Below are 24,831 nucleotides of genomic sequence, written 5' to 3'. Positions count from 1 at the left end.
TTTATACATAAACCATTTGCAGCGAACATCTACGTTCCCCACAACTGAAAACGGCGAACAATCATGTTCGCCGTTTTTGCAACCGATGTAAAACGCCCAGCCCGATCAGTCCAGTTTTTCAACAATCGGCTTGTGTAGTTTGACGGTGGTTGCCTGCTTCTTACGCAAGCGGATATTGAGCATTTCCACCGCGACAGAGAAGGCCATCGCAAAATAGATATACCCCTTCGGTACATGTACATCGAAGCCTTCAATAATCAGAGTAACCCCCACCAGTATCAGGAAGGAAAGTGCCAGCATCTTGATGGTCGGATGACGGTCAACAAAGTCCCCTATAGGCTTGGCTGCAAACAGCATGACGGCAACGGCGAGGATAATGGCAATGGCCATAATGGAAACATGATCCACAAGGCCTACCGCGGTGATTACCGAGTCGAGGGAAAACACGATATCCAGAATGGCAATCTGTACCAGCACCATGCCAAAACTGGCGGTGGCCGCACTGGTCGTTTCGCCGTCCACACCTTCGAGACTGTTGTGAATTTCATGGGTTGCCTTGGCTAACAGGAACAGGCCCCCGCCAATCAAGATCACATCCCGCCCGGAAATCTCTTCACCAAAGAGCGTAAACCAGGGTTCCGTAAGTCCCATAATCCAGGCTATCGAAAACAGTAACCCCAACCGGGTGACCATGGCCAGCGCCAGACCAATGAGACGTGCAGGCTCACGCTGCTTGTCGGGCAGGCGACCGACGAGAATCGAAATAAAGATGATGTTGTCGATACCCAGGACAATTTCCAGGGCAGCCAGGGTGGCAAGGGCAATCCAGGCCTCCGGGCTCGCAATCCATTCGAACATGCGCGTCCCCCACGTAGACGTAACTGTGTTTATTTTTTGGAAATATGGAAACGGCCCCAGCCCTCAGGTAAGAGATAGAGCTATTCAGGAAGTATTGAGGGTAGAGTTTATGTGTTTTGTTGTAGCCAGGCCAAGGCTTCTGCCGGGCCTTCGAAGAATCTGGCCTCACCGCCGATAAACCAGGTTCCGATTTTTGCGGCGATTTCCTGCCAACGCTTATTCCCGACCATCGCAATTTTATTGAACTGGCGACCGTGCTTGACCCCGAGTTTGAGATCGTCCCAGGCTGCACGGATTTCCCAACCTTCCAGTTCGCGCATGTCCATGAGCACGTCTATTTTGGGGTGCTCCATACCCGCGATGGCGGTTTCCAGCATCGGCACGAGAGTTTCGTAGTCTTCGTGCTCCAGCTTACCCCTCGCATGCATTCTGAGCAGTACGCGCTCGGTACCGGTACGCTCAATACCAATGGAAAAACCGTGGTGATAATCGTCCATGTACCCTCCTGATTGGTGTCACAGCGCAAGAAACTGCATTGTAACTCTATCGGTGGCCTTAGGTTTAGGGTGGGTCACCGCCGGTCACAAGCAACCGGCGGCAGGATGTCGAGGGGACGACAGGGGAAAAGAGCGGGTCAGTGGGACAGGATGTCGACAATCTCATGGGTAGCATGCATCAAGCGCACCAGCTCCCCTTCGATCCGCACGGTCACTATGCCCCGGTTGTCCACTGGGCGCACAATAACTGCATGGTCGTAAATAGCATCTTCCAGCACATAGCCAGGTCGCAGCTTTTTCTTCCAGCCCGGGGGTAACTCACCACCGCGATTCACTTTTTTCTGCAACCCGGGAGGGAGGTTACCGGACTTGTCCGGTTTTGCCACCGCCGAGGCCGCTCCCGTTGCCAGCGCGACCATCAAGAATACGGAAATCAAAGGACGCTGTTTCATAATTGCCAACCTGTCTGACTGATTATCATGTAAGGACCATGAGTAGGTAGACGAAACTGTACCAACTCCAGGCTGTACCTTCACTGAATGGGTTCACAGGTATCACTGTTGCGCCCGCACAAAAAAGGGCCGCAATAGCGGCCCGAAGGAGTCAGAATGGGAAAAGGGTTCAGCTGATATCGATCCAGGTAGATTTCAGCTCGCAGTACTTGTCCAGCGCATGCAGGGACTTGTCGCGGCCATTGCCCGACTGCTTGAAGCCGCCGAACGGCACAGTGATATCACCGCCAAAGTAGTTGTTCACCCATACGGAGCCGGCGCGGATATCACGGGCCATGCGGTGAGCACGGCTGATGTCCCGGGTCCATACGCCGGACGCCAGACCGTAGATAGAATCATTGGCGATCTTGAGCGCTTCCTCTTCGGTCTCGAACTCGATGATGGACAGTACCGGGCCAAAGATCTCTTCGCGGGCGATCTTCATATCGCCATTTACACCACGGAAGATGGTGGGCTCGTAATAGTGCCCTCCCGCCACCGCGTCTGCAGGCTTACCGCCACAAACCAGTTGTGCGCCCTGCTCCAGGCCTTTGGCCACGTAGAACTCGACCGTATCGAACTGGCTCTGGTCGATCAGGGCACCCATTACAGAGTTGGGGTCCTGCGGGTGACCGGGCTGGAAGCGCTCGGAGGCCTTTTTCACTTTTTCGATAAAGGTGTCGGCGATGCTCTTTTCGACCAGCAGGCGGGTGCCAGCAGTACAGGTTTCCCCCTGGTTGTAGAACACTGCCAGTGCCGCGGCTTCTGCCGCCTTGTCCAGATCCGCATCGGCAAAGACGATATTGGGACTCTTGCCACCCAGCTCGAGGAAGGTGCGCTTGAGGTTGGACTGGCCGGAGTACTCGGTCAGGGTCTTACCCACCTCGGTGGAACCGGTAAAGGTCAGGCCATCGATATCCATGTGCAGGCCCAGGGTCTTGCCCAGGCTGCTGCCTGGCCCCGGCAGTACATTCAGCACACCGTCCGGCAGACCGGCTTCTTTTGCCAGCCCGGCCAGTTTGATGGCAGTCAACGGAGTATTGGAGGCCGGTTTCAGGATTACGCTGTTACCGGTAGCCAGTGCCGGCCCGAGTTTCCAGGCAGTGGTGGAAAGCGGGAAGTTCCAGGGCACGATGGCCGCGACCACCCCCAGGGGCATACGGGTAATCAGGCCGATCTCGTTCGGACCTGTGGGCGCAATCTCGTCATAGATCTTGTCGATCGCCTCCGCATTCCAGCGGATGGTGGTCACCGCACTGGGCACGTCGACGTTCATGGTGTCGCTGATGGGCTTGCCCGCGTCGAGGCTTTCCAGCAGTGCAATCTCGACCTTGTTCTGCTCGATCAGCTCGGCAAAGCGCACCAGGATCTTCTTGCGTTCCATCGGCGGCATATGCGACCACACACCGGACTCGAAAGTCTCGCGGGCCACTTTTACCGCGCGCTCGGCATCTTCCGGGCCACAGCTGGCGATCTGCGCCAGCTCTTTGCCATCGGCGGGATTAATGCTCGGGCGGGTGGTACCGGACAGGGCATCCACGTATTCACCGTTGATAAAGGCCCGGCCCTCGATGTTCAGCTCGGCGGCCAGCGCCTGCCACTCCTGCAGGGTTTGCGGGGTCTTATTCTGTTCTGCCATGGCACACCTCGATTCTTGGTAGAAGGCGATTAAAACTGAAGTATTATTCAGTTTATACCCAAAATGTGATCACAAATCAAAGACCCCGGCATCATACCGGTAAATTTGCGCTCAGACAGCCTCGAAAGTACCGGTTTCCAGGTTTTTGCGCGCACCGGGGATTTCGAACACCCGGTTGTGGAAAGCAATATAGAAACCGGGCCCCATCAGCCGGGCCGCCAGCAGGGCTTCGGTGACATTCTGACGGGCGTCGGAGTCGATAAAACCCATGGGCTTCATGGCGCCCGTGAATACCACCGCGACCTTGGGAGTACCCATCTGCTTGTAACAATACTCGGCGGTGACCGACATGGTATCGGTGCCATGCAGCACCACGATGGGGTCGCCCTGTTCGGCGGTGGCGGCGATGGCGCTGCAGATTTGCATGCGATCGCTATCGTCCATTTCCAGGGAATCCTTGTTGAGGACACTTTCCAGCTCGAGATGGGTATAGGGCAGACGCAGACTGGCGATCAGGCCGTCGCGAATGATCGAGGCACGGTTTTTCAGCGTGCCCTCGGACTCACAATAACTCTTTTCGATGGTGCCACCGGTGGTGAGAATGCGGATAGTGGCTTTTTGGTTGAGATCTGTCATCGTTTTTCCCACTGAATGAGTACAGTTGCGCGCATCTTAGAGGGGGTTTTGGAATGGGACAATCTTAGTTTCCATTGGCAGTCACGCCATCACTCCTAAGCCGTTCGGTCAATTTCAGCTGCGGACGCAGGGTGCGTCACTTTATAATCAGCACCCCAAACTGAGCCCAAGGCGCGACGGATTTCATGCCCTCCCACCCCCATTCCCTGCTGTCTCAGGAAGAGGCGGCGTTTATCGCCCTGCGTAAAACACTACATGGTTACTACCCCCTGAGCGATGCCACCTGGACGGCCTACCGCACACTCTGCACCTGGCGCCAGGTCAAAAAGGGCACCGAGCTGTATCCCGCTGGAGAAACACCGCGCTCTTTTGCCTATGTACATCAGGGACTGTTCAGAGTGTATGTACTCGATGACAAAGGGAACGAGTACAACAAGAACTTTTTCCCCGAAGGCCGCTTTCCCGGTTCGATGACCGCGCTACTGCGCGGGGAGCCATCGCTCTACACCATTGACGCGCTGGAAGATTCCGCAATCATTGAGATTGACCACGCCGGATACCGCCACCTGCTGCAGGTAAACGAAGACCTCAAGCTGTATCACATTCGCTATCTCGAGCGGCACTGGCTGATCGGAAAGGAACCTCGGGAAGTTTCGCTGGTACAGGATGAGGCCGCGGTTCGCTACCAGCGTTTCCTGCAGGATTTTCCCAGCCTGGCCGAGCGCCTGCCGCAATACCACATTGCTTCCCACCTGGGGATCACCCCCACCCAGCTCAGCCGGATACGAAAAAACCTGCTGATCGCTCAACCTATGTAAATGCCCTCGCCGACCTGAGCCCATAGACTGCACCGCGTGTTGGGGAGTGACCGATCTCCCCTTTCAAGTGCCAGATTCAGGAGAGAGCGATGCAAGTATTATCCGCGTTGCAATGGCGATACGCCGTGCGCCGTTTTAGCGAAGAGCGCCTGCCGGCGAGCGATGTAGAAACCCTTATCGAGGCCACGCGGCTGAGCGCCTCGGCCTACGGTTTGCAGCCCTACCGCCTGTTCCAGGTCGATAGCAGAGCCGTTCGCGAGCGCCTGCTTCCCCATGCAATGGGGCAGTACAAGGTTCTGCACTGCTCCCATCTGCTGGTTTTCGCCATCGAGACCCGCACCGGCGATGAGACCGTTGATCGCTATATGTCCCTGCTGGAAGGGGCTCGCCCCGTGACCGCCGACGACAAAGCCGGCATGGCCCGACATATGAAAGGCGTGCTTGCAGGCATGACGACAGTAGAGCGTGCGAGCTGGGCGCGGGAACAGGCTTTTATTGCCCTGGGCACACTGCTCACTGCGGCAGCAAGCCTGCAAATCGACAGCTGCCCCATGACCGGATTCGAGGCGGAAGGGTTTGATCAGGTACTGGGATTGGCCGAGCAGGGGCTTACCGCGACCGCCTTGTGTGCGCTGGGATACCGGCATCCGGAAGATGATCACGCAATACTCGAGAAGGTGCGCCTGCCCGCAAACGATTTCGCGCAGGTTATCTAACATGCTGGCCCTGGCAACCCTGGCCCTGATGGCCGGTGCAGCGATTGCGGTTCAGGCCAGCATCAATGCACAACTGGGCGTACTGCTGCACAGCTCGCTGCTCGGAACCGCCGTCGCATTTGCGGTCAGCTGCCTGGTTTCCGTATTCGCCATCGCGGTGGCAGTAAGGCACTACCCCACTCTGGCCACCATTCAGAGCGTACCCTGGTACCTGTGGTGCGGCGGACTGCTCAGCGCCTTTGGCGTAGGGCTGTTTTACTTCCTGATTCCGCGCATGGGGGTTGGCAGCATGATGTCGTTTGCTCTGACCGGGCAAATACTGGTTGCCGTGGTCTCCAGCCACTTCGGCTGGTTCGACCTGCCCGCCAAACCAGTCTCACTCCTGCGCGGACTGGGTGTCGCAGCGCTATTGGCGGGTATCGTATTAATTAACTGGGAGTAACCGAGAGTGATCATGGAAAGCATTTCAGTAACGGGCGGCATCAGCCATCTCCCTCTGCGCGATGAAGAGCTGGATAAAGCCAATATCGAGAACCTCACCAGCCTGTGGCGCGCCGCTGGAGCGAAGCAGGTTCCCGACACCGGAGCGGCGACACTCTATGCGTGCGACCGCTGGCCCAATCGGCACTGGTTTGAGGAAGACACAGTCCTCCCTGGACAAGAGACACTGCAAAACATTGTACGGCGCCTTCCGGCGGAGGCCATGGTGCCGGTGTGGAAGGCCGCCCCGAACCTGGAAGCGGCATTACTGGACTCCGGTTTTCAACCCTGCCTTGAGCAGCGGGCCATGCACCTGGATCTCGGCCGGTGGCCGACAACGGCAACCGACGCAACCCTGGTTTTGCGCCCGGTGCAGACGCGCGCAGAAATAGAAACCTGGGTAACCGTATGCAGCGAAGCTTTCGGTTACGCCATCGACGACACGGTGATTACCAACCTGGCCGCACACCGCGAAGTGAACCTGTGGCTTGCCGTGCGCGACAACACAGCGGTAGGCACCGCCCTGCTTTTCCGTACCGGAGAGGGGATCGGCATCCATCAGGTCGGTGTCCCGGATAGATTCCGCGGGCAGGGCATCGCGCGCACGCTGATGCAGTTGCTGCTGAACCTCTGCCAGCAGTCGGGTGCACGCTATGTCACCCTGCAGGCATCCCAAATGGGCGAGGGCCTGTATCGACAACTCGGGTTTGAACCCCGGTTCGGGATCACCAGTTACCGCCGCCCGTGATTATCGCGGTGACGTCGATTGTCAAAACAGCCAAAGCCGGCCATGGCCTGTTGCAGGTTTGACCGGCTTTAATCACGACAGTCCATTGACGTCAAACCACAGACGTTTCCACCCGCAGCCAGTCCTCTTCCAACCCCATGGCAATGCGGTCGCCCACCAGCAATTCGCCCACGCCCGCCGGTGTGCCAGTCAGCACGACGTCGCCCGGCATCAGGGTAAAGTAGCTGCTGATATACGCCACCAAATCCAGAATGGGTGTCAGCATATGATTGCTCTTTCCCCGCTGGCGGACCTCGCCATTGAGCCACAGGGTGTATGTCAGCTCGTCCCAATTGGGCAACCAGTCCAGTTTTACAAAAGGAGACAGGGGGCAGGCGCCATCAAAGCCCTTGGCTTTTTCCCAGGGCTGCCCCAGTTTCTTGAGATCCGACTGCAATTCCCGCAGGGTCAGGTCCAGCGCCAATCCCAGGCCGGCAATGGCCGGAGGCACTTCTGACGGGTTCGCATCCGTTAAGCGCTCGCCGATCAGCAGCGCCAGCTCACCTTCAAAGTGGCAACCGCCCCGTCCCCGCGGCAAATGTATCGGCTCACTCATGGGCGCCAGGGATGTCGCCGGCTTGATAAACAACAGCGGTTCCTCGGGAATCGGGTTGTTCAGCTCCTCTGCATGGGCCGCATAGTTGCGCCCGACACAGACAATTTTGCCCACTGGCAGGTCGACAGGAGAATTACAGGTAAATTGATGCTTATACATAACCAAATTCGATAGTTAGGATAGATATTGCGTATAAATCTTTGCAGGGCCCTTGTGGTATGATGCCGCACTCGCCGGGCACCCGGCGAGCCCCAACTGATTTTCGCCCTTTTTCGCTAATATGCCGCGATGTCCCGTCCCTTTTAATTGGTGTATCGTCATCGCGCACGGCCAAGAGATCCGATATGGCTCCGCCCAGTTCTTATCCGAAAGAATCTTTGCAGAAAGACAAAATCCGTATCCTGTTGCTGGAAGGCGTACACCAGTCCGCCGTAGACCTGCTGACCGCCCGCGGCTACTCCAACGTGGAATACATCAAAACCGCGCTGCCGGAAGATCAACTGATCGAGAAGATCGCCGACGCGCACTTTGTCGGTATTCGCTCCCGTACCCAGCTGACCCGCAAGGTGCTGGAAAACGCGCCCAAGCTGATCGCCGTCGGTTGTTTCTGCATCGGTACCAACCAGGTAGACCTGCAGGCCGCTACCGATCTCGGTATTGCGGTATTCAATGCCCCCTACTCCAACACCCGTAGCGTAGCCGAGCTGGTGATCGCCGAGGCGATCATGCTGCTGCGCGGCATTCCGGAAAAGAACATGGTCTGCCACCGCGGTGGCTGGCAGAAGTCGGCGGTGGGTTCTTACGAAGCCCGCGGCAAGACCCTCGGCCTGATCGGTTACGGCGCTATCGGCTCTCAGGTATCCGTACTGGCCGAAGGCATCGGCATGCGCGTGATCTTCTTCGACGTGGTCACCAAGCTGCCGCTGGGCAACGCGTCCCAGGTAAACACCCTGGACGAACTGCTGGCACAAGCTGACGTGGTATCCCTGCACGTGCCGGAGCTGCCCTCCACCAAGTGGATGATCGGCGCCGAGCAGATTGCGAAGATGAAGAAAGGTGCCATCCTGATCAATGCATCCCGCGGCACCGTGGTGGAAATCGAGCCGCTGGCAGAAGCACTGAAAAGCGGCCACCTGGCGGCGACCGCCATCGATGTATTCCCGGTAGAGCCCCGCGGCAACGACGACGAATTTGTATCGCCGCTGCGTGGCCTCGACAATGCGCTGCTGACACCGCACGTAGGCGGCTCCACTGTCGAAGCCCAGGAAAATATCGGGGTGGAAGTGTCCGACAAGCTGGCGCTCTATTCCGACAATGGCACCACCACCAGCTCGGTGAACTTCCCGGAAGTTGCCCTGCCAGGTCATGCCGGTGCACACCGCCTGCTGCACATCCACAAAAACGTGCCCGGTGTTCTGGGTGCCATCAACCAGGTGTTCTCGGAAAACGGCATCAACATCTCCGCCCAGTACCTGCAGACCAATGAGACGGTAGGTTACGTGGTCATCGATGTGGACGCAGAGTACTCCGACCTGGCGCTGGAAAAGCTCAAGAATATCCCCGGCACCCTGCGCTGCCGCGTACTGTTTTAAGGGACCTTTTTAAGGGGCCCTTCCTGACAGGCGCGCCGCGCGTCTGATAGACTCCCGCAAACCCGGACGGCACCCGCCGCCCGGGTTTCTTTTTTCTCCCTGACTGACCGGCTCGCTTCCGCATCCCGCAGTACAGTATTCGCTGTGCGCCGAGCCAAGGCTTATTTCACGTGCAAAACCAGAATTCCGACTCCGCCACGGCAGGCCTGCTGGCCGGCATTGGTGCCTTCCTCATCTGGGGACTGGCGCCGCTGTACTTCAATTTGCTCGACGGTATTTCCGCTCCGGAAATCCTCAGCCACCGCAGTGTCTGGTCGTTTATCCTGGCTATGTTGCTTCTGGCACTGCTGGGCAAATTGAAAGACTTCTGGGAGACCCTGGGCTCGCGCAAGAAAATGACCACGCTGCTGCTATCCACACTGCTGATCGGCAGCAATTGGCTGGTCTTTATTTGGGCCATTACCAATCAGCACATGCTGGACGCCAGCCTCGGGTATTACATCAACCCACTGGTCAGTATTTCCCTCGGCGTCCTGTTTATGGGCGAGCGCCTACGCCCGCTGCAATGGTTTGCAGTTGCGCTCGCCGCGGCCGGCATTGGCTATGAATTGTGGCAGTTTGGGCGGGTACCGCTGATCGCGCTGTTCCTGGCGTTTTCATTCGGCTTTTATGGCCTGGTACGCAAACGCGCCCCGGTCGACAGTCTCACGGGGCTCGCCGTGGAAACCCTGTACATGCTGCCCGTCGCGATCATTTTCCTGCTGTGGACGGACAGCCCCAGCAGTAACCTGCTGACCAACAGCTGGCAACTGAATGGCCTGCTATTACTGGCCGGCCCGATCACGCTGACGCCGCTGTTACTGTTCAATATCGCAGCGCGACGACTCAACCTTTCCACCGTGGGCTTCCTGCAATATATCGGACCAACCCTGATGCTATTGCTGGCAACATTTTTCTACGGAGAGCCGTTGGGTGAGAGCAAGCTGATCACTTTCGCCATCGTGTGGTTTGCGCTGTTCCTGTATTCCACCGATGCGCTGGTACACCGGCGCAAGCGCCGTCTATTGCGTAAGGCGGCACTTTAAGCGGAATAACTATTCGGCAAGCCAGTCGTCCAGGGCCTGAATGATCTGCTTTCGGTATGGCTGGGTTTCATTGATCATCTGGTGGCGGGCGCCACGCACAATGACGCGCTTGCTGTTGGGGAAGCGATCGCGGATGGCGCGCATGTTGTAGCGCCAATCGACAGTGCCATCGTCCGTGCCTTGTACCACCAGGATCCGCTTGGAATTGCGCGCGGTTTTGGGGAAGGATTTCAACCAGTCCACCATCGCGCCCAGCCAGCGAATCGACATAACCGGGGATTGCAGCGGGTCGCGATGCGCCTGGCGGCGGGCGAACTCCGCATCGTGGGTATTGATATTGAAACCGCGGTTGGGATGCGGCATCAGGTAACGCCCCAGGTAATACATCCACTTGCGCAGGTGCCAGCGCGCCGGACGTATCAAGGGCGCCAATAGCATGACCTTGTCGAACGGCTGCCAGTAGCTGTACTGAAGATACCCCAGCAGCGCCGCCCCGCCGGTGCTCTGTCCCATGCCATGCCAGGGCTCCGGCATTTTCCCCTGCGCACGACGCAACAGGGTTTCCAGTGATTCCCGATACTGCAGAAACGTATCAATGGCCACCGGCTCGCCACTGGAAAGACCGTGGCCGGGAAAGTCGAAAATCACTACGTTGTAACCGCGCTCCAGCCCAAAGCGGATAGCGGCACCATAAATACCCGTGTGGTCAAAGTAGCCGTGACAGATAAACAGGGTGCCCTTGGGAGCATTCACCAACCAGTACTGCGCAACCAGTTCAAAGCCCGCCGCCTTGAACGTCCCGATACCGGTAGCGCTCGCTTCAGCAAAATTCAGGCGATAAAAATTGCGGTAGGAAACCACCGATTCCGGCAGCGGCTGGTCGCAGGCAAAGTCCAGTTTCGGCAGAGTCTGGCGCAGCGCGGAATAGTCCGGCCGGCGAATTACCGGACTGGGTTCGATAACATTGAAATCTTGCAGCAGGTCCATGACCCAATGGTACTGCATTTCTTGCCGGGGTGGTTATGGGCAAGAGAATTAAGAAGGAGCGGGAGTCTTTGGGTGGCAAGCCCGTATCAGCCTGCCACCCGGCGAAATCAGTTAAACAGTTCCAGCAGTCGACGGCCCGGTTCCGGCTCGCGCATAAAGGCTTCACCGACCAGGAAAGTATCCACATTGTGACCGCGCATTGCGGCAACGTCGTCGGTGGTATGAATGCCACTTTCGGTCACAACAATGCGGTCGTCCGGAATCAGGTCCAAAAGCTTGAAGGTGGTTTCCAGCTGCACTTCAAACGTGTGCAGATTGCGGTTGTTGATACCAATCAGGCGGTTCGGCAGCTGCAGCGCGCGCTCCAGTTCCGCGCGATCATGCACTTCCACCAGCACGTCCATACCCAGCTCGATCGCCAGGTCATTGAGCTCTTTCAGCTTCGCGTCATCCAGGCAGGCGGCTATCAGCAGGATGCAGTCGGCACCGATGGCGCGGGCCTCGTAAACCTGATACGGATCGACAATAAAGTCTTTGCGAATCACCGGCAGGCGCACGGCGTTACGAGCCTGTTGCAGGTACTCGTCCGCGCCCTGGAAAAAGTCCACATCGGTCAATACGGAAAGACAGGCCGCGCCGCCCTTCTCATAGCTGGTAGCGATCTCGGCCGGAATGAAATCTTCACGAATCACACCCTTGCTCGGCGAGGCCTTCTTGATTTCCGCGATCACTGCAGCCTCACCAGCGTTGCGCTTGGCTTCGATCGAATTCACAAATCCACGGCACGGCGGCTGTTGCAGGGCGCGCTGCTGGATCTCATCCAGGGACACCTGTTGTTTGCGCTCGGCAATTTCCTGCCACTTGCGATCAACGATGGTTTTCAGAATCGTTGGCGTATCCATTACTTCACTCTTTGTATGCGCTGGTAAATGCAGCCAGCTCGTTTATTTTTTCTCCGGCGAGGCCGCTGTAGATAGCATCCTGGGCCATGCTTACCCCTTCCTGGGTACTCGCAGCAACGCCGCTTACGTAGATCGCCATACCGGCATTGAGAGCAATGATATCAGCTGCCTTGTTACCGGCGGGGGTTTCGCGCTTGCCGAGGGCATCGCGGATCAGCGCCAGCGACGCTTCCGAGCCGTCGACACACAGGCCATCGAGGTTCTGGCGCTCGATACCGAAATCTTCCGGGCTCAGTGTAACCTTTTTAAGCTCGCCGTTTTTCAGCTCCCAGCCGTGGGTATCGGCAGCGAGACTGATCTCGTCCAGACCGTCGTCACTGTGCAGCACCATTACGTGCTCTGACCCCAGGCTCTGCAGTACTTCGGCCAACATGCGGCAATAGTGCGGGTCGTAGACCCCGATTACCTGGCGTTTGACCCCGGCGGGGTTGGTGAGCGGGCCGAGGAGATTAAAAATGGTGCGCAATCCCAGAGCTTTGCGCGGGCCGATCGCGTGGCGCATGGCGCTGTGGTAACTCGGGGCAAACATGAAACCGACCCCCACACCTTCGATACAGCGGGCTACTTGCTCAGGAGATAAAGGCAGGTAGATTCCGGCTTTCTCCAGCAGGTCGGCGGAGCCGGAGGAGGAAGAAACGGAGCGGTTGCCGTGCTTGGCGACCCGCGCGCCGGCCGCCGCGGCCACAAAGCTCGACGCGCTGGAGACATTGAACAGATTGGCACCGTCACCACCGGTACCAACGATATCCACAGCATTGGTCAGGTCGATGTGCACCTTGGTGGACAGCTCACGCATGACCTCCACCGCCCCGGTGATTTCCTCCACCGTCTCGCCGGCCATCCGCAGGGCAACCAGGAAAGCACCGATCTGTGCATCCTCCGCCTCCCCCTGCATGATCTGCCCCATAGCTTCACGCATTTCCGCTCTGGTGAGGTGATCGCCGTCTACGAGCTTGGCGATGGCTTGTTGGATATTCATTTTTACTCCCCCTGAGACTATTCCTTTTGGTCACCCGGTGGTCGAAAGCAGGCGTGTGGCGGGCCTGCTACCGGGGACTGTTTGCGAGACACGCCGTGAACCCATCCCTGGGGGCTCTTCCGCGAGGTCCCTCTCGCGGAAGGTCTCGCAAACAGTCCCCGGTATCAGGCCCTTCGCATCTCGCGCTTCACTTCGCGGCAGGCGACTGCCCCTAGCCTTCCAGAAAATTCCTCAACATATCGTGCCCATGCTGGGTCAGGATCGACTCCGGGTGGAACTGGACCCCTTCGATCGGCAACTCACGGTGCCGCAGCCCCATAATTTCGTCAATCTCACCATCTTCGGTTTCAGTCCAGGCAGTAACTTCCAGACACTCCGGCAGACTGCCCTTCTCCACCACCAGCGAATGGTAGCGAGTCGCCTCAAACGGGTTCGACAGGCCTTTGAACACGCCCACATTGTTGTGCACGATCGGCGAGGTCTTGCCGTGCATCACCTGCCCGGCGCGCACAACCCGCCCACCAAACACCTGGCCGATACTCTGGTGGCCCAGGCAGATGCCGAGGATCGGAACTTTGCCGGCATAAGTGCGAATGGTCTCCATGGAGATACCCGCTTCATTCGGCGTGCACGGACCCGGAGAGATCACGATCTTCTCCGGGTTCAGCTGCTCGATGTCAGCAACGCTGATTTCGTCGTTGCGCTTGACCACGACCTCGGCACCCAGCTCCGCCAGGTATTGCACCACATTCCAGGTGAAGGAGTCGTAGTTGTCGATCATCAGGATCATGATTCGGTTCCTTTTTCATTCCCGTCCGACAGTTCTAATTCATTCCCCAACCGCTTCTGCAAACGGGTCAGGGATTCCTGGGTAGCGCGCAGCTCGCGCAGGATCTCGGTCTGGCTGGGTGGCATGCTCAGCTCATCCAGGCGGCGCAACTTGGCCTCTTCCAGGTTATTCAGCACCACACCGATAAACAGGTTGATCATTACAAACGCACCCATCACCACAAAGCTGATGAAGTACAGCCAGGCATAGGGCATGGCCTCCATCGCCGTATACATGATGTCAGTCCAGTCCTCGAAGGTTACGATCCGGAACAGACTCAACAATGCAATCGGCAGGCTGCGCCAATGGGTCGGATCGATTTCGTGGAACAGGAAGTAACCTGCTACCCCGTATATGTAAAAAATAATGCCCATCAGCAAACTGATATGGAACATGCTCGGCAGGCTCCGCAGCAGCGTATCCACGAGCAAACGCAACTCGGGGAAAGCGGATACCAGGCGCAATACCCGCAACACCCGCACCAGGCGCGCCAGTGTCGCCATGGGGCCCGCAGCCGGAATCAGGCTCAACACGATGATGCTGAAGTCGAAGCAGTTCCAGCCATTGGCGAAATAGCGCCAGGGGCGGTTGCCGTGGGCGGCGATCTTGATCAGGGCCTCGGCCATGAAGGCCACCAGGATCAACTGGTTTACACCATGCAGCAGATCGCTGAAACGCTCAACGATCCAGCTCGATGTTTCCAGGCCCACGGCCACCGCATTGACCATGATCAGGCCAATAATGATCTGGTTGAATCGTGGCGCTGCCGCGATACGGCGACAGGTTTCAGCCAGGGTGCTTTTCTGCGATACAGAAAGTTCGCTCATCGGTACTACTTCTTCCAATGGTTGCGCGTCTTACGCGTTATTGCCCGTTTGCAATGGCCACCGCACGGAACAGCGCGCGGGCCTTGTTCATGGTTTCATCCCACTCGGACTGCGGGTCTGAATCTGCCACCAGACCGGCGCCGGCCTGGACATAAATCTTCTCATCCTTGATCACCGCGGTACGGATCGCAATGGCGGTATCCATATTGCCATTCCAGGCCAGGTAGCCCACGGCGCCGCCGTAGATGCCGCGCTTTTCCGGTTCCAGTTCGTCGATGATTTCCATCGCACGGATTTTCGGCGCTCCTGACAAAGTGCCCGCGGGATGGGCTGCGCGCAGCGCGTCGATTCCGGAGAGCCCGGGTTTAATCTTGCCGGTGACATTGGAGACGATATGCATCACGTGGGAGTAACGCTCCACAACCATCTTGTCCGTTACCTGCACCGTCCCGGTCTGCGCCACGCGGCCGACGTCATTGCGGCCGAGGTCGATCAGCATCAGGTGCTCGGCCACTTCCTTCGGGTCTGCCAGCAGCTCTTTTTCAAGCGCCAGATCCTGCTCTTCCGTCACGCCTCGGCGGCGGGTACCGGCGATCGGGCGCACGGTCATATCACCATCTTCCAGGTGTACCAGGATCTCGGGACTGGACCCCACCACCTGGTGGTCGCCCAGGTCGAGGAAATACATATAGGGAGACGGATTGAGGCTGCGCAGGGCGCGGTACAAATTCAACGGCGGGGCGGTATACGGCGCAGACAGACGCTGGGACGGTACCACCTGCATTACGTCACCGGCGAGGATGTACTCCTTCACCTTGTGTACGCCCTGTTTGAACGCCTCTTCGCCAAAGTGCGACATAAAGAGCGCTTCTGCGGTGTCATCGCCGTCGATACCCAGCGGATCCACCGCCGCCAGCGGCTGCGACAGCTGGCCGACCAGCTCGTCCAGGCGGCGCTGGGCCTGTGCGTAAGCATCGTCCTGCCCGGGGTCGGCGTGAACAATAAAGATCACCGCCCCGGCCAGGTTGTCGAATACCACCAGCTCGTCACTGACCATCAACAGGATATCGGGGTTGCCGAGGGTATCCGGCGGGCAGCTGTTGGCGAGCCTGGGCTCGATATAACGCACACAGTCGTAGCCAAAGTAGCCAACGAGTCCACCGTTGAAGCGCGGCAAGCCGGGCAACTCAGGAACCTTGTAGCGGCTCTGGAAGGCTTCCACGAAGGCCAGAGGGTCTTCTACGGTACTCTGCTCGACAATTTTGCCATCGCGCTCGATAGTCACCTCGTGGCCGGATGCCCGCAGCACGGTGCGCGCGGGCAAACCGATAATGGAATAACGCCCCCATTTTTCCCCACCCTGTACCGACTCAAACAGGTAGCTGTAGCGACCGCCGTCGCGGGCGGCGAGCTTCATGTAGGTGGTCAGCGGGGTTTCTATGTCGGCCAGTACGCGGCGGACCAGAGGTATGCGGTTGTATCCTGCAGACGCAAGTTGGGCGTATTCGCTGGGGGTCATGGCGACTCCGTGTCTATCCAATGCTATTGGTATTACTGTGTTTTTTCGGGGGCTGGGCCACGCTTGTGTTGTGGAATCCTACCCGCGGGAAAGGCGTCCGGGCGACCTGGGCTGGTCGTCAGACTTCAGAGCGGTTCAGTGGCGCCATCGCCAGCTGTTGTTGAGGTGGGCAGTGCAGTTCAATGTCAGAATCTCGCAGCGTCGAGTTGCTTCCCTGTATTCCGGCGAGCAAGTGTACAAATCTCTGGTAAAGGCGGCAAGCTCGGGATTTTCATGACTCTGTTTGGTCCTTTGTGGTCCTTTATAACCTCTTGTGGCGCCTGAGCACCGGGTAAAGGTTTTTGAAACCGCTGTGAACCCATCCCTGGGCGCTGCGGCGCAAACATCCTGTTTGCGACGCTTTCAAAAACCTTTACCCGGCACTCCAGCTTCAATTCAAACTTATGGAGCTCTGAACACTAGTGTAAACGGGGCACTGAAATTTGATGCGAAGGCTGGGGGCCGGGTGGAGCTTTTCGGGATCGTCGGCAACATGGATGTTGCCGACGAAGCGTACAGGGACGTATTCACAGGGGGGCGCCTAGCTCGGTCCCGAAAAGCTCCACCCGGTGCCCAGCCGCCAGGTAGCCCCTGCGAAACCACCAAATCTACGGAGTCCAGCCCTCAGACCTGCGCCAGCTCCGAGCGCATCACCTTAATAACTTCCGCATAGTCATCCGTATTGAAGATCGCGGAGCCGGCCACAAAGCTGTCGGCACCGGCCTGGGCGATTTCGCGGATATTGTCTTTGGTCACACCGCCGTCAATCTCCAGGCGGATATCGAGGCCGGAATCGTCGATCAGCTTGCGCGCTTCACGGAGCTTGCCCAGGGTCGCGGGGATGAATTTTTGGCCGCCGAAGCCGGGGTTTACGGACATGAGCAGGATCATGTCGAGCTTGTCCATCACATACTTGGCCGCATCCAGGCTGGTGGCCGGGTTGAATACCAGGCCGGCCTTGCAGCCGAGGGAGCGGATAAGCTGCAGGGAGCGGTCCACGTGCCTGCTGGCTTCCGGGTGGAAGGTAATGTAGGTGGCGCCGGCGTCGGCAAACATGCGGATCATGTCATCGACTGGCTCAACCATAAGATGCACGTCGATAGGCGCTTCCACACCGTGATTGCGCAGCGCCTTGCACACCATCGGGCCGATAGTGAGGTTGGGCACGTAATGGTTGTCCATTACATCGAAGTGCACCCAGTCCGCGCCAGCGGCGAGTACGTTGTCGACCTCTTCGCCCAAGCGGGCAAAGTTAGCAGAAAGAATAGAAGGGGCAATTTTGTAGTCTGACATCATCTCGTCTCAGTGTTTTGCTATAGACCTTTTTTGACTGGGCCTTTCAGTTCAAATAATTGCGTATCGTAAGCGGGTTCGCTCACTCCGCCCGCAAACGCTCTTCCAGATTATTCAATCTTTCCGGCGTACCCACATCACACCAGTCACCCCCATAGACTTCCGCCTGCATCAGGTCTTCATTGTGGGTAAACACCTCGCCCAACCCATAGCATTCACGAGCATGGGGGTAAGCCGTGAGGATCTCTGGACGCAGCCAGCTGATTCCGGCAAAGGTATAGCGGGGCTTCGCCGTTCCCGACAGCAAGCCGTCCTCAATACCGAAATCCCCTTCGGGGTTGTGCGGAGGGTTGGGCACCATCAGCAGGCGGCCGGGACAGTGATCAGGCAGCGGGTTTTCGATCCAATTGGAAAAGTCGAAGTCGCACCAGACGTCGCCATTGACCACCAGAAAGGGCGCATCCCCAAGCAGGGGTAACGCCTTGGTAATACCGCCAGCGGTTTCCAACGGCTGATCTTCCGTAGAGAACTGGATTTGCAGCCCCCAGCGCTCACCACTGCCAAGGTACTCGCGAATCTGCTCGCCGAGGTGCGCAAGATTGACCACCACACGTGTAACACCGGCAGCAGCGAGACGCTCCAGGGCGTACTCAATCAAGGGTTTCCCAAGTACCGGAATCAGTGGCTTGGGCGTGTAGTCGGTCAGTGGCCGCATACGTTTGCCGAATCCGGCGGCGAGCAACATGGCCGCTGGGGCCTGGCGTGTTGGGACGTTCATACAGTGCAATTATTCGGGTGACTCTGTGTCAACGGTGGTGCGGTCCCCCGCAGTACGATAGTCGCGGTACCAATCCTGCTGCTCGATCAACGGCAGGATTTCAGCGCGGAACCACTGGGCAAAGGGCTGTAACTCGGGATATTTCTCGCTGACTTCCAGTGTGTAGCGGATCACCAGGGGGAGATCCGGCAGATAACCGTGCTTGCCATCGCGCAGGTACAGGCGCGGGAAAAGCCCCAGCACCTTGATGTGACGCTGCAGGCCTATCCAGTCAAACCAACGCAGGAAGGTTTCAGGGGAGACCTCAGGGATAACATCCGCCTCAGCGGCTATGGCCGCATAGGCGAGCGCCCAGTTTTCCACTTGCTCCCGCGGCCAGCGGATATAGCAGTCCCGCAGCAGTGAAGCGAGGTCATAGGTTACTGGCCCCCAGACCGCATCCTGGAAGTCGACGACCCCGGGACGCTGGCCATCGTGCAACATCAGGTTGCGGCTGTGGTAATCCCTGTGCACCAGGACCTGGGGCTGAGCGCAGGCACTATCGAGCAGGTGGGCAAAGGTGCGCTCCAGCAGGTGGTCTTCTTCTTCGCTCAGCGTGCGTCCGAGTAACTTGCCAATCAGCCACTCCGGCAGCAGGCGCATCTCCATATGCAGCAGCTCGCGATCGTAGGGAGGGAACAGCCCCTCCGCACGCGGAATCTGCTGCAGGCACAGCAATTCATTCAGAACTTCGGCATAAAGTCCGGACACGCTGTCGCTGTTTAGTGCCCGCAACAGCTGAGTGTCGCCGAGATCCTCCAGCAGCATAAAGCCCCGCTCGACGTCGGCTGCGATCACCAGCGGAGTATGAATCCCGTTGCGACGCAGATAATCCGCCAGGGCGACAAACCGCTTCACGTTGGTTTTTTGCGGCGGCGAATCCACCGCGATCAGGCTCGGAGAGGTGTCAGCACGGAAATAGCGGCGGAAACCTGCATCCCCGGAAAGGGGCTGAAGGCTCAGGGTTTCCCGCAGAGGCGGCAGTGCGAGCGGTTCATGGCCGCTCTCCAGGGCACGGGCAGCCCATTCGCGCAGCTGATCACGACGCTCATCCTGACCTTCATCAACACTCTCAGTCATCCGCCACCTGTTTTCAATTTACTGCTCTATTATTTGTTTCCCGCAGCGACGTTGGGACGCTACTGGTGCTGCTAACTTTACCGGATATACAGGAGTCTGAACCCGGCGCGGAAGGATGACCGCCTAAAAACTGCGCATTGTAACTGCGCTGGCGGTGCGTATCACCCGCTATTGTTTCCATGGTTACGGCCATTCAAGTAGAATCCTCCGCTGATTTTTGCGCTTCAGACCCGCAGGCAGCGTCACAGGTTCAATGAATTTTGTCACCATCGCCGGCAACACCTGGGCATTCTGGCTGCGCAGCCGCGGCTGCAATTGCGCAAACTCGCCAACGGAACAGACTCTAAAGATAGCCGGAACAATTCATTCGATGCTGGAAGCTGCCCACTGGCGCCGCTTGGCGCTAGCAATAGGACAATTGTCGCGCCCCCGTACATTCGTCATTGGACTCCTTGCCGCGCAACCTCTGTGGGCCGCCGCCGAGGAAGCCGTACCTGCGCCCCAGTCCGATGAAAATCCTTACCTGTACCTGGATTGGTTCCCCAAATCGCAACTGACGCCGGAAGAGCGCAGCCTGCTGCCACCAGTATGTGGCGGCACCTTTATTTCCCCGGCGCGAAACTACCCCGATGCCAACCTGCTGCCGGAAGAGGCGCCACTGCGGGCAACCGCCGATTCCGCCAACTGGCTGGACGATGGCACCGCGCAGTTGAGGGGTAATGTCCACGCTACACAGGGCTACCGCCAATTGTTCGCGGATCAGGTGGACGTCAACCGCGACGAAAACACTGCTTACCTGAGCGGTGCCATCGAGATGCGCGAGCCCAACCTGTTGGTGCGCGGCAAGGCCGCGGAAATCCAGACCGACAGCAAGGCCGCCTTCATCGAGGACGCGACCTATGTGGTGCACGACCAGTATGTACACGGCAGCGCGCAGCACGCCTCCCGCGAAGCCAGCGGCGAGCTGATCCTGACCCAGGGCACCTATACCCGCTGTGAGCCAGACGATGTATTCTGGCGCATGAGTGGTGGCGAAATATCCATCGACAACGTGGAGCGCCAGGGCACCGCGCGCAATGTGCGCCTCGAAATTGCCGATATCCCTGTATTTTACTTCCCCTACCTGCGCTTTCCGGTGGGCAGTGACCGGATGTCCGGCTTCCTGTTCCCGAGCATCAGTACCGATGAAGACAATGGCTGGGATATCGCCATTCCCTACTACTGGAATATCGCCCCGCAACTCGACGCAACCATTACGCCGCGCTACATCCAGTACCGCGGCACCGGTCTCGAGCTGGAAACCCGCCACCTGAGCCAATCGTTCAATACCGAGCTGCGCCTTGCCGGCCTCCCCAACGACAAGGGTGGCGATGACGAGGACGCCCGCGAGCTGATCCGCGAAGGCTTCCCGGAAGACCTGGTACTGCCCGCCAAGGGCGAGGATCGCTGGTTCGTCAATTTGAACCAGAAAGGCGGCAATGGCGGCCTGTGGCGCACCAATATCGACTACGCCAAAGTCAGCGACCCGGACTACTTCCGCGACCTCGACACCGCCGATATCAAGGTGCCGCAGAACGTGAATGCTTCTGCGGAAACCGCTCTCAGCCAAATGGCCGAGGCCAGCCTGGTCAGCGAGCACTGGCAAGCCCGCGTGCGTGCGCAGGATTACCAGCAGCTGGTCAAGGACCGCTTTGACACCTATAGCCAGTTACCCCGCGTGAACGTGAACGGCAATTACAAGTGGGACGACTGGCAATTACTGATGGAACATGAGGTCACCGCCTTCGATCACGCGGATACGCAGACCATTCGTTTTATCGACGATGTGGACGACCCCGACAGCGTAATCGAGCGCAGCCGTAACTTCGTCAATGCCAAGCGCACCCGTATTGACTACAGCTTTGGCTGGGATAAACAATGGCTGTGGGGCTTTTTCAACCCCAGGGTCACCGGCATCTACCTTGGCTACGAACTCGACGACACCTTCCTCGCCGACCCCACGATGGACACCCCGGAAACTTCCGCCGGCCAGCTGTCCATAGACACCGGACTTTTCTTCGAGCGCGACGGACAGTTCTTTGGGCACGAATATATCCAGACCCTGGAGCCCCGCCTGTTCGCTTTTGCCAGCAGCGAGGCGGACCAAAGCGATTTCTTCAATGTCAGCACCCAGGCCAGTGACGGCGGCAACGACCTGCTGTTTGACACGTCACTGTTTACCTTCAGCTATGACCAGCTGTTTCGCGACAGCCGCTTCAATGGCCACGACCGCATCGACGATGCGGATCGCGCCGCACTGGGCCTGACCTCGCGTATTATCGATCCAACAAGTGGGCGCGACCTGTTTTCCGCCAGTGCCGGCCAGATTTTCTACTCCCACGACGTTCGCATTGAACTGAATGGAGAAGTCGAGCAGGCGCCACGCTCGGAATTCGCCGCGCGCCTGGAGAGCCGCCCAACCAATGCTCTGCGCATCAGCAGCGAGCTGATCTACGACGACAGTGATAACACCATTGATCGCGGTAATTTCAGCGTGCGCTATCTGGACGATGACTTCCGCCTGTTTAACGTGGGCTACCGCTACCTGCGTGTGGATGAGGTATATGACGACGACGGTAACCTGACCCGCGGCCCGGTGGAGCAGATCGACCTTTCAGCCGCCTGGCCCATCAATACCCGCCTGTCCGTGCTCGCACGGGCAAACTACGATATTACCTTTGACCGGGAACTGGAGTACCTGGCCGGGATCGAATACGACACATGCTGCTATCGCACCCGCGTGCTATGGCGCCGCAGACTCGACAATGACCTGGCAGACGTTTTAACGCCCGAGGAGCTGGAATTCGACGAGGGCATCTACCTGGAACTGCAGTTGAAAGGTCTGGCTGGCCTTGGAGGCTCGGTTACCCGTATGCTCAGCCAGGGCATTGCCAACTTTGAACAGAGAGAAGTACTGAAACAGTGATGACAATAATGCAGATGTTCAACTTCACCCGTCGCGGCCTGCTGACCCTGGCCGCCCTGTGTGCATTTACGGTGCCAGCCCTGGCTCAGGTACAGAAACTCGATCGCGTGGTTGCCGTCGTTGACGACGACGTGGTGATGGCCAGCGAGCTGCAGCAACGCCTCAATACCATTGCTCAGCAGATCGCCGCGCAGAATGTGCAGGCGCCCCCCATGGACATCCTCCGCCGTCAGGTACTGGAGCAACTGATTGTCGAGCGCCTGCAGCTGCAGATGGGCGCCCGCGCCGGTGTCACCATTTCCGACAGCGAGCTGGATCAGGCCATCGCCCGGGTGCAGCAGAATATGGGACTCTCCCCGGAACAGTTCCAGAAGAAACTGGAGGCAGACGGCATCTCCAACAATGCCTTTCGCCAGCAGATCCGCCACGAACTGATCATTCGCCGGGTAGAACAGGGCAGTGTAAACCGCCGTATCCAGATCACCGACCAGGACATCAATAACTTCCTGCGCTCCAAAGAGGGGGAATTCTGGAAGTCGCCCCAATACCAGCTCGGCCATATCCTGATTGCCGTGGGTTCCAGTGCACCGGCGGAAGAAGTCGCCGCGGCCCGCACCAAGGCGGAATCCATTTATGAGAAAGCGACTGGCGGTCAAGATTTCAGAGCGCTGGCGATCAGTAACTCTTCCGGCCAAAACGCACTGCAGGGCGGCGATCTCGGCTGGCGCAAGACCGTGGAACTCCCCACCCTGTTCGCCGATGCCCTGGTCGACCTGAAAGTTGGCGATACCAGCAAACCTTTCCGCAGTGACGCAGGTTTCCACCTGCTGAAGATCCACGATCAGCGCGGCGGCGCCTCCGAGCAGGTGGTCGAGCAAACCAAGGTGCGCCACGTCCTGGTGAAGACGTCCGCCATCCGCAATGACGACGACGCCTACAAACTGCTGATGGACTTGCGCGGTAAAATTGAATCCGGAGACCTGAAATTCGAAGACGCCGCCAGAGAGAACTCCGAAGATATTGGTACCATGCTACAGGGCGGTGACCTCGGCTGGTCCAACCCGGGTCAGTTCGTGCCAGAGTTTACCCAGGCCATGAACAACACTCCGGTGGGCGAAATGAGCATGCCGTTCCGCAGCCAGTTTGGCTGGCACCTGCTGCGTGTCGATGGCCGTCGCCAGCAGGATATGACCGACCAGTACATTCGCAATCAGGCGGCCAACCTGCTGCGCAACCGTCGCTATGAAGAAGAACTACAAAACTGGCGCCAGGAGATCCGCGACCAGGCGTTCGTAGAGATCAAACTGCCAGAAATCGGCGAATCATCCGCCTCTGACGCCAAGCAGGCCGAAGAACAGCAAGGCCAATGATCCCTCGTATTGCCTTTACCCCCGGCGAACCCGCCGGTATTGGTCCGGAGCTTGCGGTCAAACTGGCCGCCTCCGGGTCAGAATCCGGCCCGGCCCAGGTCATTGCAATTGCCGACCCGGCACTACTGGCACAGGCGGCAGAGCGCCTGAAGCTCCCACTCAAGCTGATCCCCTTTCACGCCGACACACCCGCCGAGCCGACGCCGGCAAACAGCCTGTATATCATTCCAGTGGCTCTGACCAAGGCTGCCAACCCCGGTCACCTGGATCCCGCGAATGGTCCCTATGTACTCGAAACCCTGCGCCGCGCGGCAGCAGGCTGCCTGTCACGGGAGTTCGATGCCGTCGTTACCGGCCCTGTACACAAGGGCATCATCAACGAGGCAGGCGTACCCTTTTCCGGTCACACGGAGTTTTTTGCCGAACAGGCGGGCGTGGAGAAGGTGGTGATGATGCTGGCTGCCGACGACCTGCGTGTCGCCCTGGCCACTACCCACCTGCCACTGAAAGACGTCAGCGCTGCTATCAGCGGCGAATCACTACAACAGGTCCTGACCATACTGCATCGCAGCCTGCGGGATCAGTTCCGTATCGAGCGGCCGCGTATCGGCGTGTGCGGGCTTAATCCCCACGCGGGTGAAGGCGGCCACCTGGGAAGGGAAGAGATCGAGGTCATTGAGCCCGCGCTGGACACCCTGCGCGCCCTGGGCCTGGACCTGATTGGCCCACTGCCGGCTGACACCCTGTTTACCCCGCCCCAACTGGCCCGATGTGATGCCGTTCTTGCGATGTACCACGATCAAGGGCTGCCGGTGTTAAAATTCAAGGGGTTCGGGCGCGCCATCAATATCACACTAGGATTACCGTTTATCCGCACCTCCGTGGATCACGGTACCGCGCTCAATATCGCCGGCCAGGGCATCGCCGAAACCGGCAGTCTCCAGGCCGCCCTGAGCCAGGCCATCACCCTGGCTCAGCTGCGCCATATTTAACGACTCTTCTTCTGTAG

At 58.4% G+C, this 24,831-nt stretch carries 24 protein-coding genes; 9 read left to right on the top strand and 15 right to left on the bottom strand.

The features are described from left to right. Window positions 1-105 precede the first annotated feature (105 nt). The 5 genes from LC093_RS10295 to LC093_RS10275 all read right to left on the bottom strand — a co-directional run bounded on the left by LC093_RS10295 (window position 106) and on the right by LC093_RS10275 (window position 4,121). Window positions 106-858: a TerC family protein gene (locus LC093_RS10295; RefSeq protein WP_226664693.1), complete on the bottom strand. Its 753-nt coding sequence runs from the start codon at window positions 856-858 to the stop codon at window positions 106-108. A 107-nt stretch (window positions 859-965) separates the two neighbouring features. Then, window positions 966-1,355, bottom strand: a complete 390-nt coding sequence (locus tag LC093_RS10290) for an STAS/SEC14 domain-containing protein (protein ID WP_226664692.1) — start codon at window positions 1,353-1,355, stop codon at window positions 966-968. A 137-nt stretch (window positions 1,356-1,492) separates the two neighbouring features. Then, window positions 1,493-1,807: a hypothetical protein gene (locus LC093_RS10285; RefSeq protein ID WP_226664691.1), complete on the bottom strand. Its 315-nt coding sequence runs from the start codon at window positions 1,805-1,807 to the stop codon at window positions 1,493-1,495. A 169-nt stretch (window positions 1,808-1,976) separates the two neighbouring features. After that, window positions 1,977-3,485, bottom strand: coding sequence for an aldehyde dehydrogenase (locus LC093_RS10280; RefSeq protein ID WP_226664690.1), 1,509 nt, complete (start codon window positions 3,483-3,485; stop codon window positions 1,977-1,979). Window positions 3,486-3,596: 111 nt separating this feature from the next. Then, window positions 3,597-4,121, bottom strand: coding sequence for an asparaginase (locus LC093_RS10275; RefSeq protein WP_226664689.1), 525 nt, complete (start codon window positions 4,119-4,121; stop codon window positions 3,597-3,599). A 185-nt stretch (window positions 4,122-4,306) separates the two neighbouring features. Between LC093_RS10275 and LC093_RS10270 the strand changes: the two genes are divergently transcribed. The 4 genes from LC093_RS10270 (at window position 4,307) to LC093_RS10255 (ending at window position 6,883) form a co-directional block, all read left to right on the top strand. Then, complete coding sequence (locus LC093_RS10270; protein ID WP_226664688.1) at window positions 4,307-4,939, top strand: Crp/Fnr family transcriptional regulator; 633 nt, start codon at window positions 4,307-4,309, stop codon at window positions 4,937-4,939. An 89-nt stretch (window positions 4,940-5,028) separates the two neighbouring features. After that, entirely contained in the window at window positions 5,029-5,655 is a 627-nt protein-coding gene (locus tag LC093_RS10265) for an NAD(P)H-dependent oxidoreductase (RefSeq protein ID WP_226664687.1), read from the top strand. Between the two features lies 1 nt (window position 5,656). Beyond that, window positions 5,657-6,097, top strand: coding sequence for a DMT family transporter (locus tag LC093_RS10260; RefSeq protein WP_226664686.1), 441 nt, complete (start codon window positions 5,657-5,659; stop codon window positions 6,095-6,097). 12 nt (window positions 6,098-6,109) lie between these two features. Continuing rightward, window positions 6,110-6,883, top strand: a complete 774-nt coding sequence (locus LC093_RS10255; RefSeq protein ID WP_226664685.1) for a GNAT family N-acetyltransferase — start codon at window positions 6,110-6,112, stop codon at window positions 6,881-6,883. A 91-nt stretch (window positions 6,884-6,974) separates the two neighbouring features. Here the strand turns inward: LC093_RS10255 and LC093_RS10250 are convergent, their stop codons facing one another. Continuing rightward, a complete protein-coding gene (locus tag LC093_RS10250) occupies window positions 6,975-7,637 on the bottom strand; it encodes a fumarylacetoacetate hydrolase family protein (protein WP_226664684.1) in 663 nt (220 codons plus the stop codon). A 185-nt stretch (window positions 7,638-7,822) separates the two neighbouring features. On the opposite strand from LC093_RS10250, the gene serA reads away from it, so the two are divergent. Continuing rightward, window positions 7,823-9,070 (top strand): phosphoglycerate dehydrogenase, encoded by a 1,248-nt coding sequence (gene serA / locus LC093_RS10245; RefSeq protein ID WP_226664683.1) that lies wholly within the window; start codon window positions 7,823-7,825, stop codon window positions 9,068-9,070. A 170-nt stretch (window positions 9,071-9,240) separates the two neighbouring features. Next, window positions 9,241-10,155, top strand: coding sequence for an EamA family transporter RarD (gene rarD, locus LC093_RS10240; RefSeq protein ID WP_226664682.1), 915 nt, complete (start codon window positions 9,241-9,243; stop codon window positions 10,153-10,155). Between the two features lie 9 nt (window positions 10,156-10,164). On the opposite strand, the gene LC093_RS10235 is transcribed toward rarD, so the two are convergent. From LC093_RS10235 to LC093_RS10195, 9 genes are all read right to left on the bottom strand, one after another. Then, window positions 10,165-11,160, bottom strand: a complete 996-nt coding sequence (locus LC093_RS10235; protein WP_226664681.1) for an alpha/beta hydrolase — start codon at window positions 11,158-11,160, stop codon at window positions 10,165-10,167. Window positions 11,161-11,249: 89 nt separating this feature from the next. Next, window positions 11,250-12,044 carry an indole-3-glycerol phosphate synthase TrpC gene (trpC, locus tag LC093_RS10230; protein WP_226664680.1) on the bottom strand — a complete coding sequence of 265 codons (795 nt, stop codon included), beginning with the start codon at window positions 12,042-12,044 and terminating at the stop codon, window positions 11,250-11,252. 4 nt (window positions 12,045-12,048) lie between these two features. Further along, entirely contained in the window at window positions 12,049-13,083 is a 1,035-nt protein-coding gene (trpD, locus tag LC093_RS10225) for an anthranilate phosphoribosyltransferase (protein ID WP_226664679.1), read from the bottom strand. Window positions 13,084-13,294: 211 nt separating this feature from the next. Beyond that, a complete protein-coding gene (locus LC093_RS10220) occupies window positions 13,295-13,873 on the bottom strand; it encodes an anthranilate synthase component II (RefSeq protein ID WP_226664678.1) in 579 nt (192 codons plus the stop codon). Next, the gene (locus tag LC093_RS10215; protein ID WP_226664677.1) at window positions 13,870-14,739 is read right to left on the bottom strand and encodes an ion transporter; all 870 of its coding nucleotides are present in this window, start codon (window positions 14,737-14,739) and stop codon (window positions 13,870-13,872) included. Before LC093_RS10215 ends, LC093_RS10220 begins: the two co-directional genes overlap by 4 nt. A 37-nt stretch (window positions 14,740-14,776) precedes the next feature. Further along, window positions 14,777-16,258 carry an anthranilate synthase component I gene (trpE, locus tag LC093_RS10210; RefSeq protein WP_226664676.1) on the bottom strand — a complete coding sequence of 494 codons (1,482 nt, stop codon included), beginning with the start codon at window positions 16,256-16,258 and terminating at the stop codon, window positions 14,777-14,779. A 663-nt stretch (window positions 16,259-16,921) separates the two neighbouring features. Next, on the bottom strand, window positions 16,922-17,590 hold the full coding sequence (gene rpe / locus LC093_RS10205) for a ribulose-phosphate 3-epimerase (protein ID WP_226664675.1): 669 nt from the start codon (window positions 17,588-17,590) through the stop codon (window positions 16,922-16,924). 82 nt (window positions 17,591-17,672) lie between these two features. Then, complete coding sequence (gene murU, locus LC093_RS10200; RefSeq protein WP_226664674.1) at window positions 17,673-18,368, bottom strand: N-acetylmuramate alpha-1-phosphate uridylyltransferase MurU; 696 nt, start codon at window positions 18,366-18,368, stop codon at window positions 17,673-17,675. Window positions 18,369-18,377: 9 nt separating this feature from the next. Beyond that, window positions 18,378-19,487 carry an aminoglycoside phosphotransferase family protein gene (locus LC093_RS10195; RefSeq protein ID WP_226664673.1) on the bottom strand — a complete coding sequence of 370 codons (1,110 nt, stop codon included), beginning with the start codon at window positions 19,485-19,487 and terminating at the stop codon, window positions 18,378-18,380. Window positions 19,488-19,740: 253 nt separating this feature from the next. On the opposite strand from LC093_RS10195, the gene LC093_RS10190 reads away from it, so the two are divergent. Genes LC093_RS10190 through pdxA form a run of 3 tightly spaced genes read left to right on the top strand, consistent with a single transcriptional unit; the run spans window position 19,741 to window position 24,814 of the window. Next, window positions 19,741-22,452, top strand: coding sequence for an LPS-assembly protein LptD (locus LC093_RS10190; protein ID WP_226664672.1), 2,712 nt, complete (start codon window positions 19,741-19,743; stop codon window positions 22,450-22,452). Beyond that, entirely contained in the window at window positions 22,452-23,822 is a 1,371-nt protein-coding gene (locus tag LC093_RS10185; protein ID WP_226664671.1) for a peptidylprolyl isomerase, read from the top strand. The genes LC093_RS10190 and LC093_RS10185 overlap by 1 nt, the downstream gene beginning before the upstream one ends. After that, a complete protein-coding gene (gene pdxA / locus LC093_RS10180; protein ID WP_226664670.1) occupies window positions 23,819-24,814 on the top strand; it encodes a 4-hydroxythreonine-4-phosphate dehydrogenase PdxA in 996 nt (331 codons plus the stop codon). Before LC093_RS10185 ends, pdxA begins: the two co-directional genes overlap by 4 nt. Window positions 24,815-24,831: the final 17 nt, after the last annotated feature.

This window comes from Microbulbifer aggregans, from assembly GCF_020524005.1.
In the GTDB taxonomy this organism is placed as follows: domain Bacteria; phylum Pseudomonadota; class Gammaproteobacteria; order Pseudomonadales; family Cellvibrionaceae; genus Microbulbifer; species Microbulbifer aggregans_A.
Note: the sequence above shows the minus strand (reverse complement) of the source record. Positions and strands in the feature narration are given on the sequence as shown.

Coding starts and splice junctions, on each gene's coding strand:
- LC093_RS10295 (WP_226664693.1), bottom strand. CDS start 858: ATGTTCGAATGGATTGCGAGCCCGGAGGCCTGGATTGCCCTTGCCACC.
- LC093_RS10290 (WP_226664692.1), bottom strand. CDS start 1,355: ATGGACGATTATCACCACGGTTTTTCCATTGGTATTGAGCGTACCGGT.
- LC093_RS10285 (WP_226664691.1), bottom strand. CDS start 1,807: ATGAAACAGCGTCCTTTGATTTCCGTATTCTTGATGGTCGCGCTGGCA.
- LC093_RS10280 (WP_226664690.1), bottom strand. CDS start 3,485: ATGGCAGAACAGAATAAGACCCCGCAAACCCTGCAGGAGTGGCAGGCG.
- LC093_RS10275 (WP_226664689.1), bottom strand. CDS start 4,121: ATGACAGATCTCAACCAAAAAGCCACTATCCGCATTCTCACCACCGGT.
- LC093_RS10270 (WP_226664688.1), top strand. CDS start 4,307: ATGCCCTCCCACCCCCATTCCCTGCTGTCTCAGGAAGAGGCGGCGTTT.
- LC093_RS10265 (WP_226664687.1), top strand. CDS start 5,029: ATGCAAGTATTATCCGCGTTGCAATGGCGATACGCCGTGCGCCGTTTT.
- LC093_RS10260 (WP_226664686.1), top strand. CDS start 5,657: ATGCTGGCCCTGGCAACCCTGGCCCTGATGGCCGGTGCAGCGATTGCG.
- LC093_RS10255 (WP_226664685.1), top strand. CDS start 6,110: ATGGAAAGCATTTCAGTAACGGGCGGCATCAGCCATCTCCCTCTGCGC.
- LC093_RS10250 (WP_226664684.1), bottom strand. CDS start 7,637: ATGTATAAGCATCAATTTACCTGTAATTCTCCTGTCGACCTGCCAGTG.
- serA (WP_226664683.1), top strand. CDS start 7,823: ATGGCTCCGCCCAGTTCTTATCCGAAAGAATCTTTGCAGAAAGACAAA.
- LC093_RS10235 (WP_226664681.1), bottom strand. CDS start 11,160: ATGCAGTACCATTGGGTCATGGACCTGCTGCAAGATTTCAATGTTATC.
- trpC (WP_226664680.1), bottom strand. CDS start 12,044: ATGGATACGCCAACGATTCTGAAAACCATCGTTGATCGCAAGTGGCAG.
- trpD (WP_226664679.1), bottom strand. CDS start 13,083: ATGAATATCCAACAAGCCATCGCCAAGCTCGTAGACGGCGATCACCTC.
- LC093_RS10220 (WP_226664678.1), bottom strand. CDS start 13,873: ATGATCCTGATGATCGACAACTACGACTCCTTCACCTGGAATGTGGTG.
- LC093_RS10215 (WP_226664677.1), bottom strand. CDS start 14,739: ATGAGCGAACTTTCTGTATCGCAGAAAAGCACCCTGGCTGAAACCTGT.
- trpE (WP_226664676.1), bottom strand. CDS start 16,258: ATGACCCCCAGCGAATACGCCCAACTTGCGTCTGCAGGATACAACCGC.
- rpe (WP_226664675.1), bottom strand. CDS start 17,590: ATGTCAGACTACAAAATTGCCCCTTCTATTCTTTCTGCTAACTTTGCC.
- murU (WP_226664674.1), bottom strand. CDS start 18,368: ATGAACGTCCCAACACGCCAGGCCCCAGCGGCCATGTTGCTCGCCGCC.
- LC093_RS10195 (WP_226664673.1), bottom strand. CDS start 19,487: ATGACTGAGAGTGTTGATGAAGGTCAGGATGAGCGTCGTGATCAGCTG.
- LC093_RS10190 (WP_226664672.1), top strand. CDS start 19,741: ATGAATTTTGTCACCATCGCCGGCAACACCTGGGCATTCTGGCTGCGC.
- LC093_RS10185 (WP_226664671.1), top strand. CDS start 22,452: ATGACAATAATGCAGATGTTCAACTTCACCCGTCGCGGCCTGCTGACC.
- pdxA (WP_226664670.1), top strand. CDS start 23,819: ATGATCCCTCGTATTGCCTTTACCCCCGGCGAACCCGCCGGTATTGGT.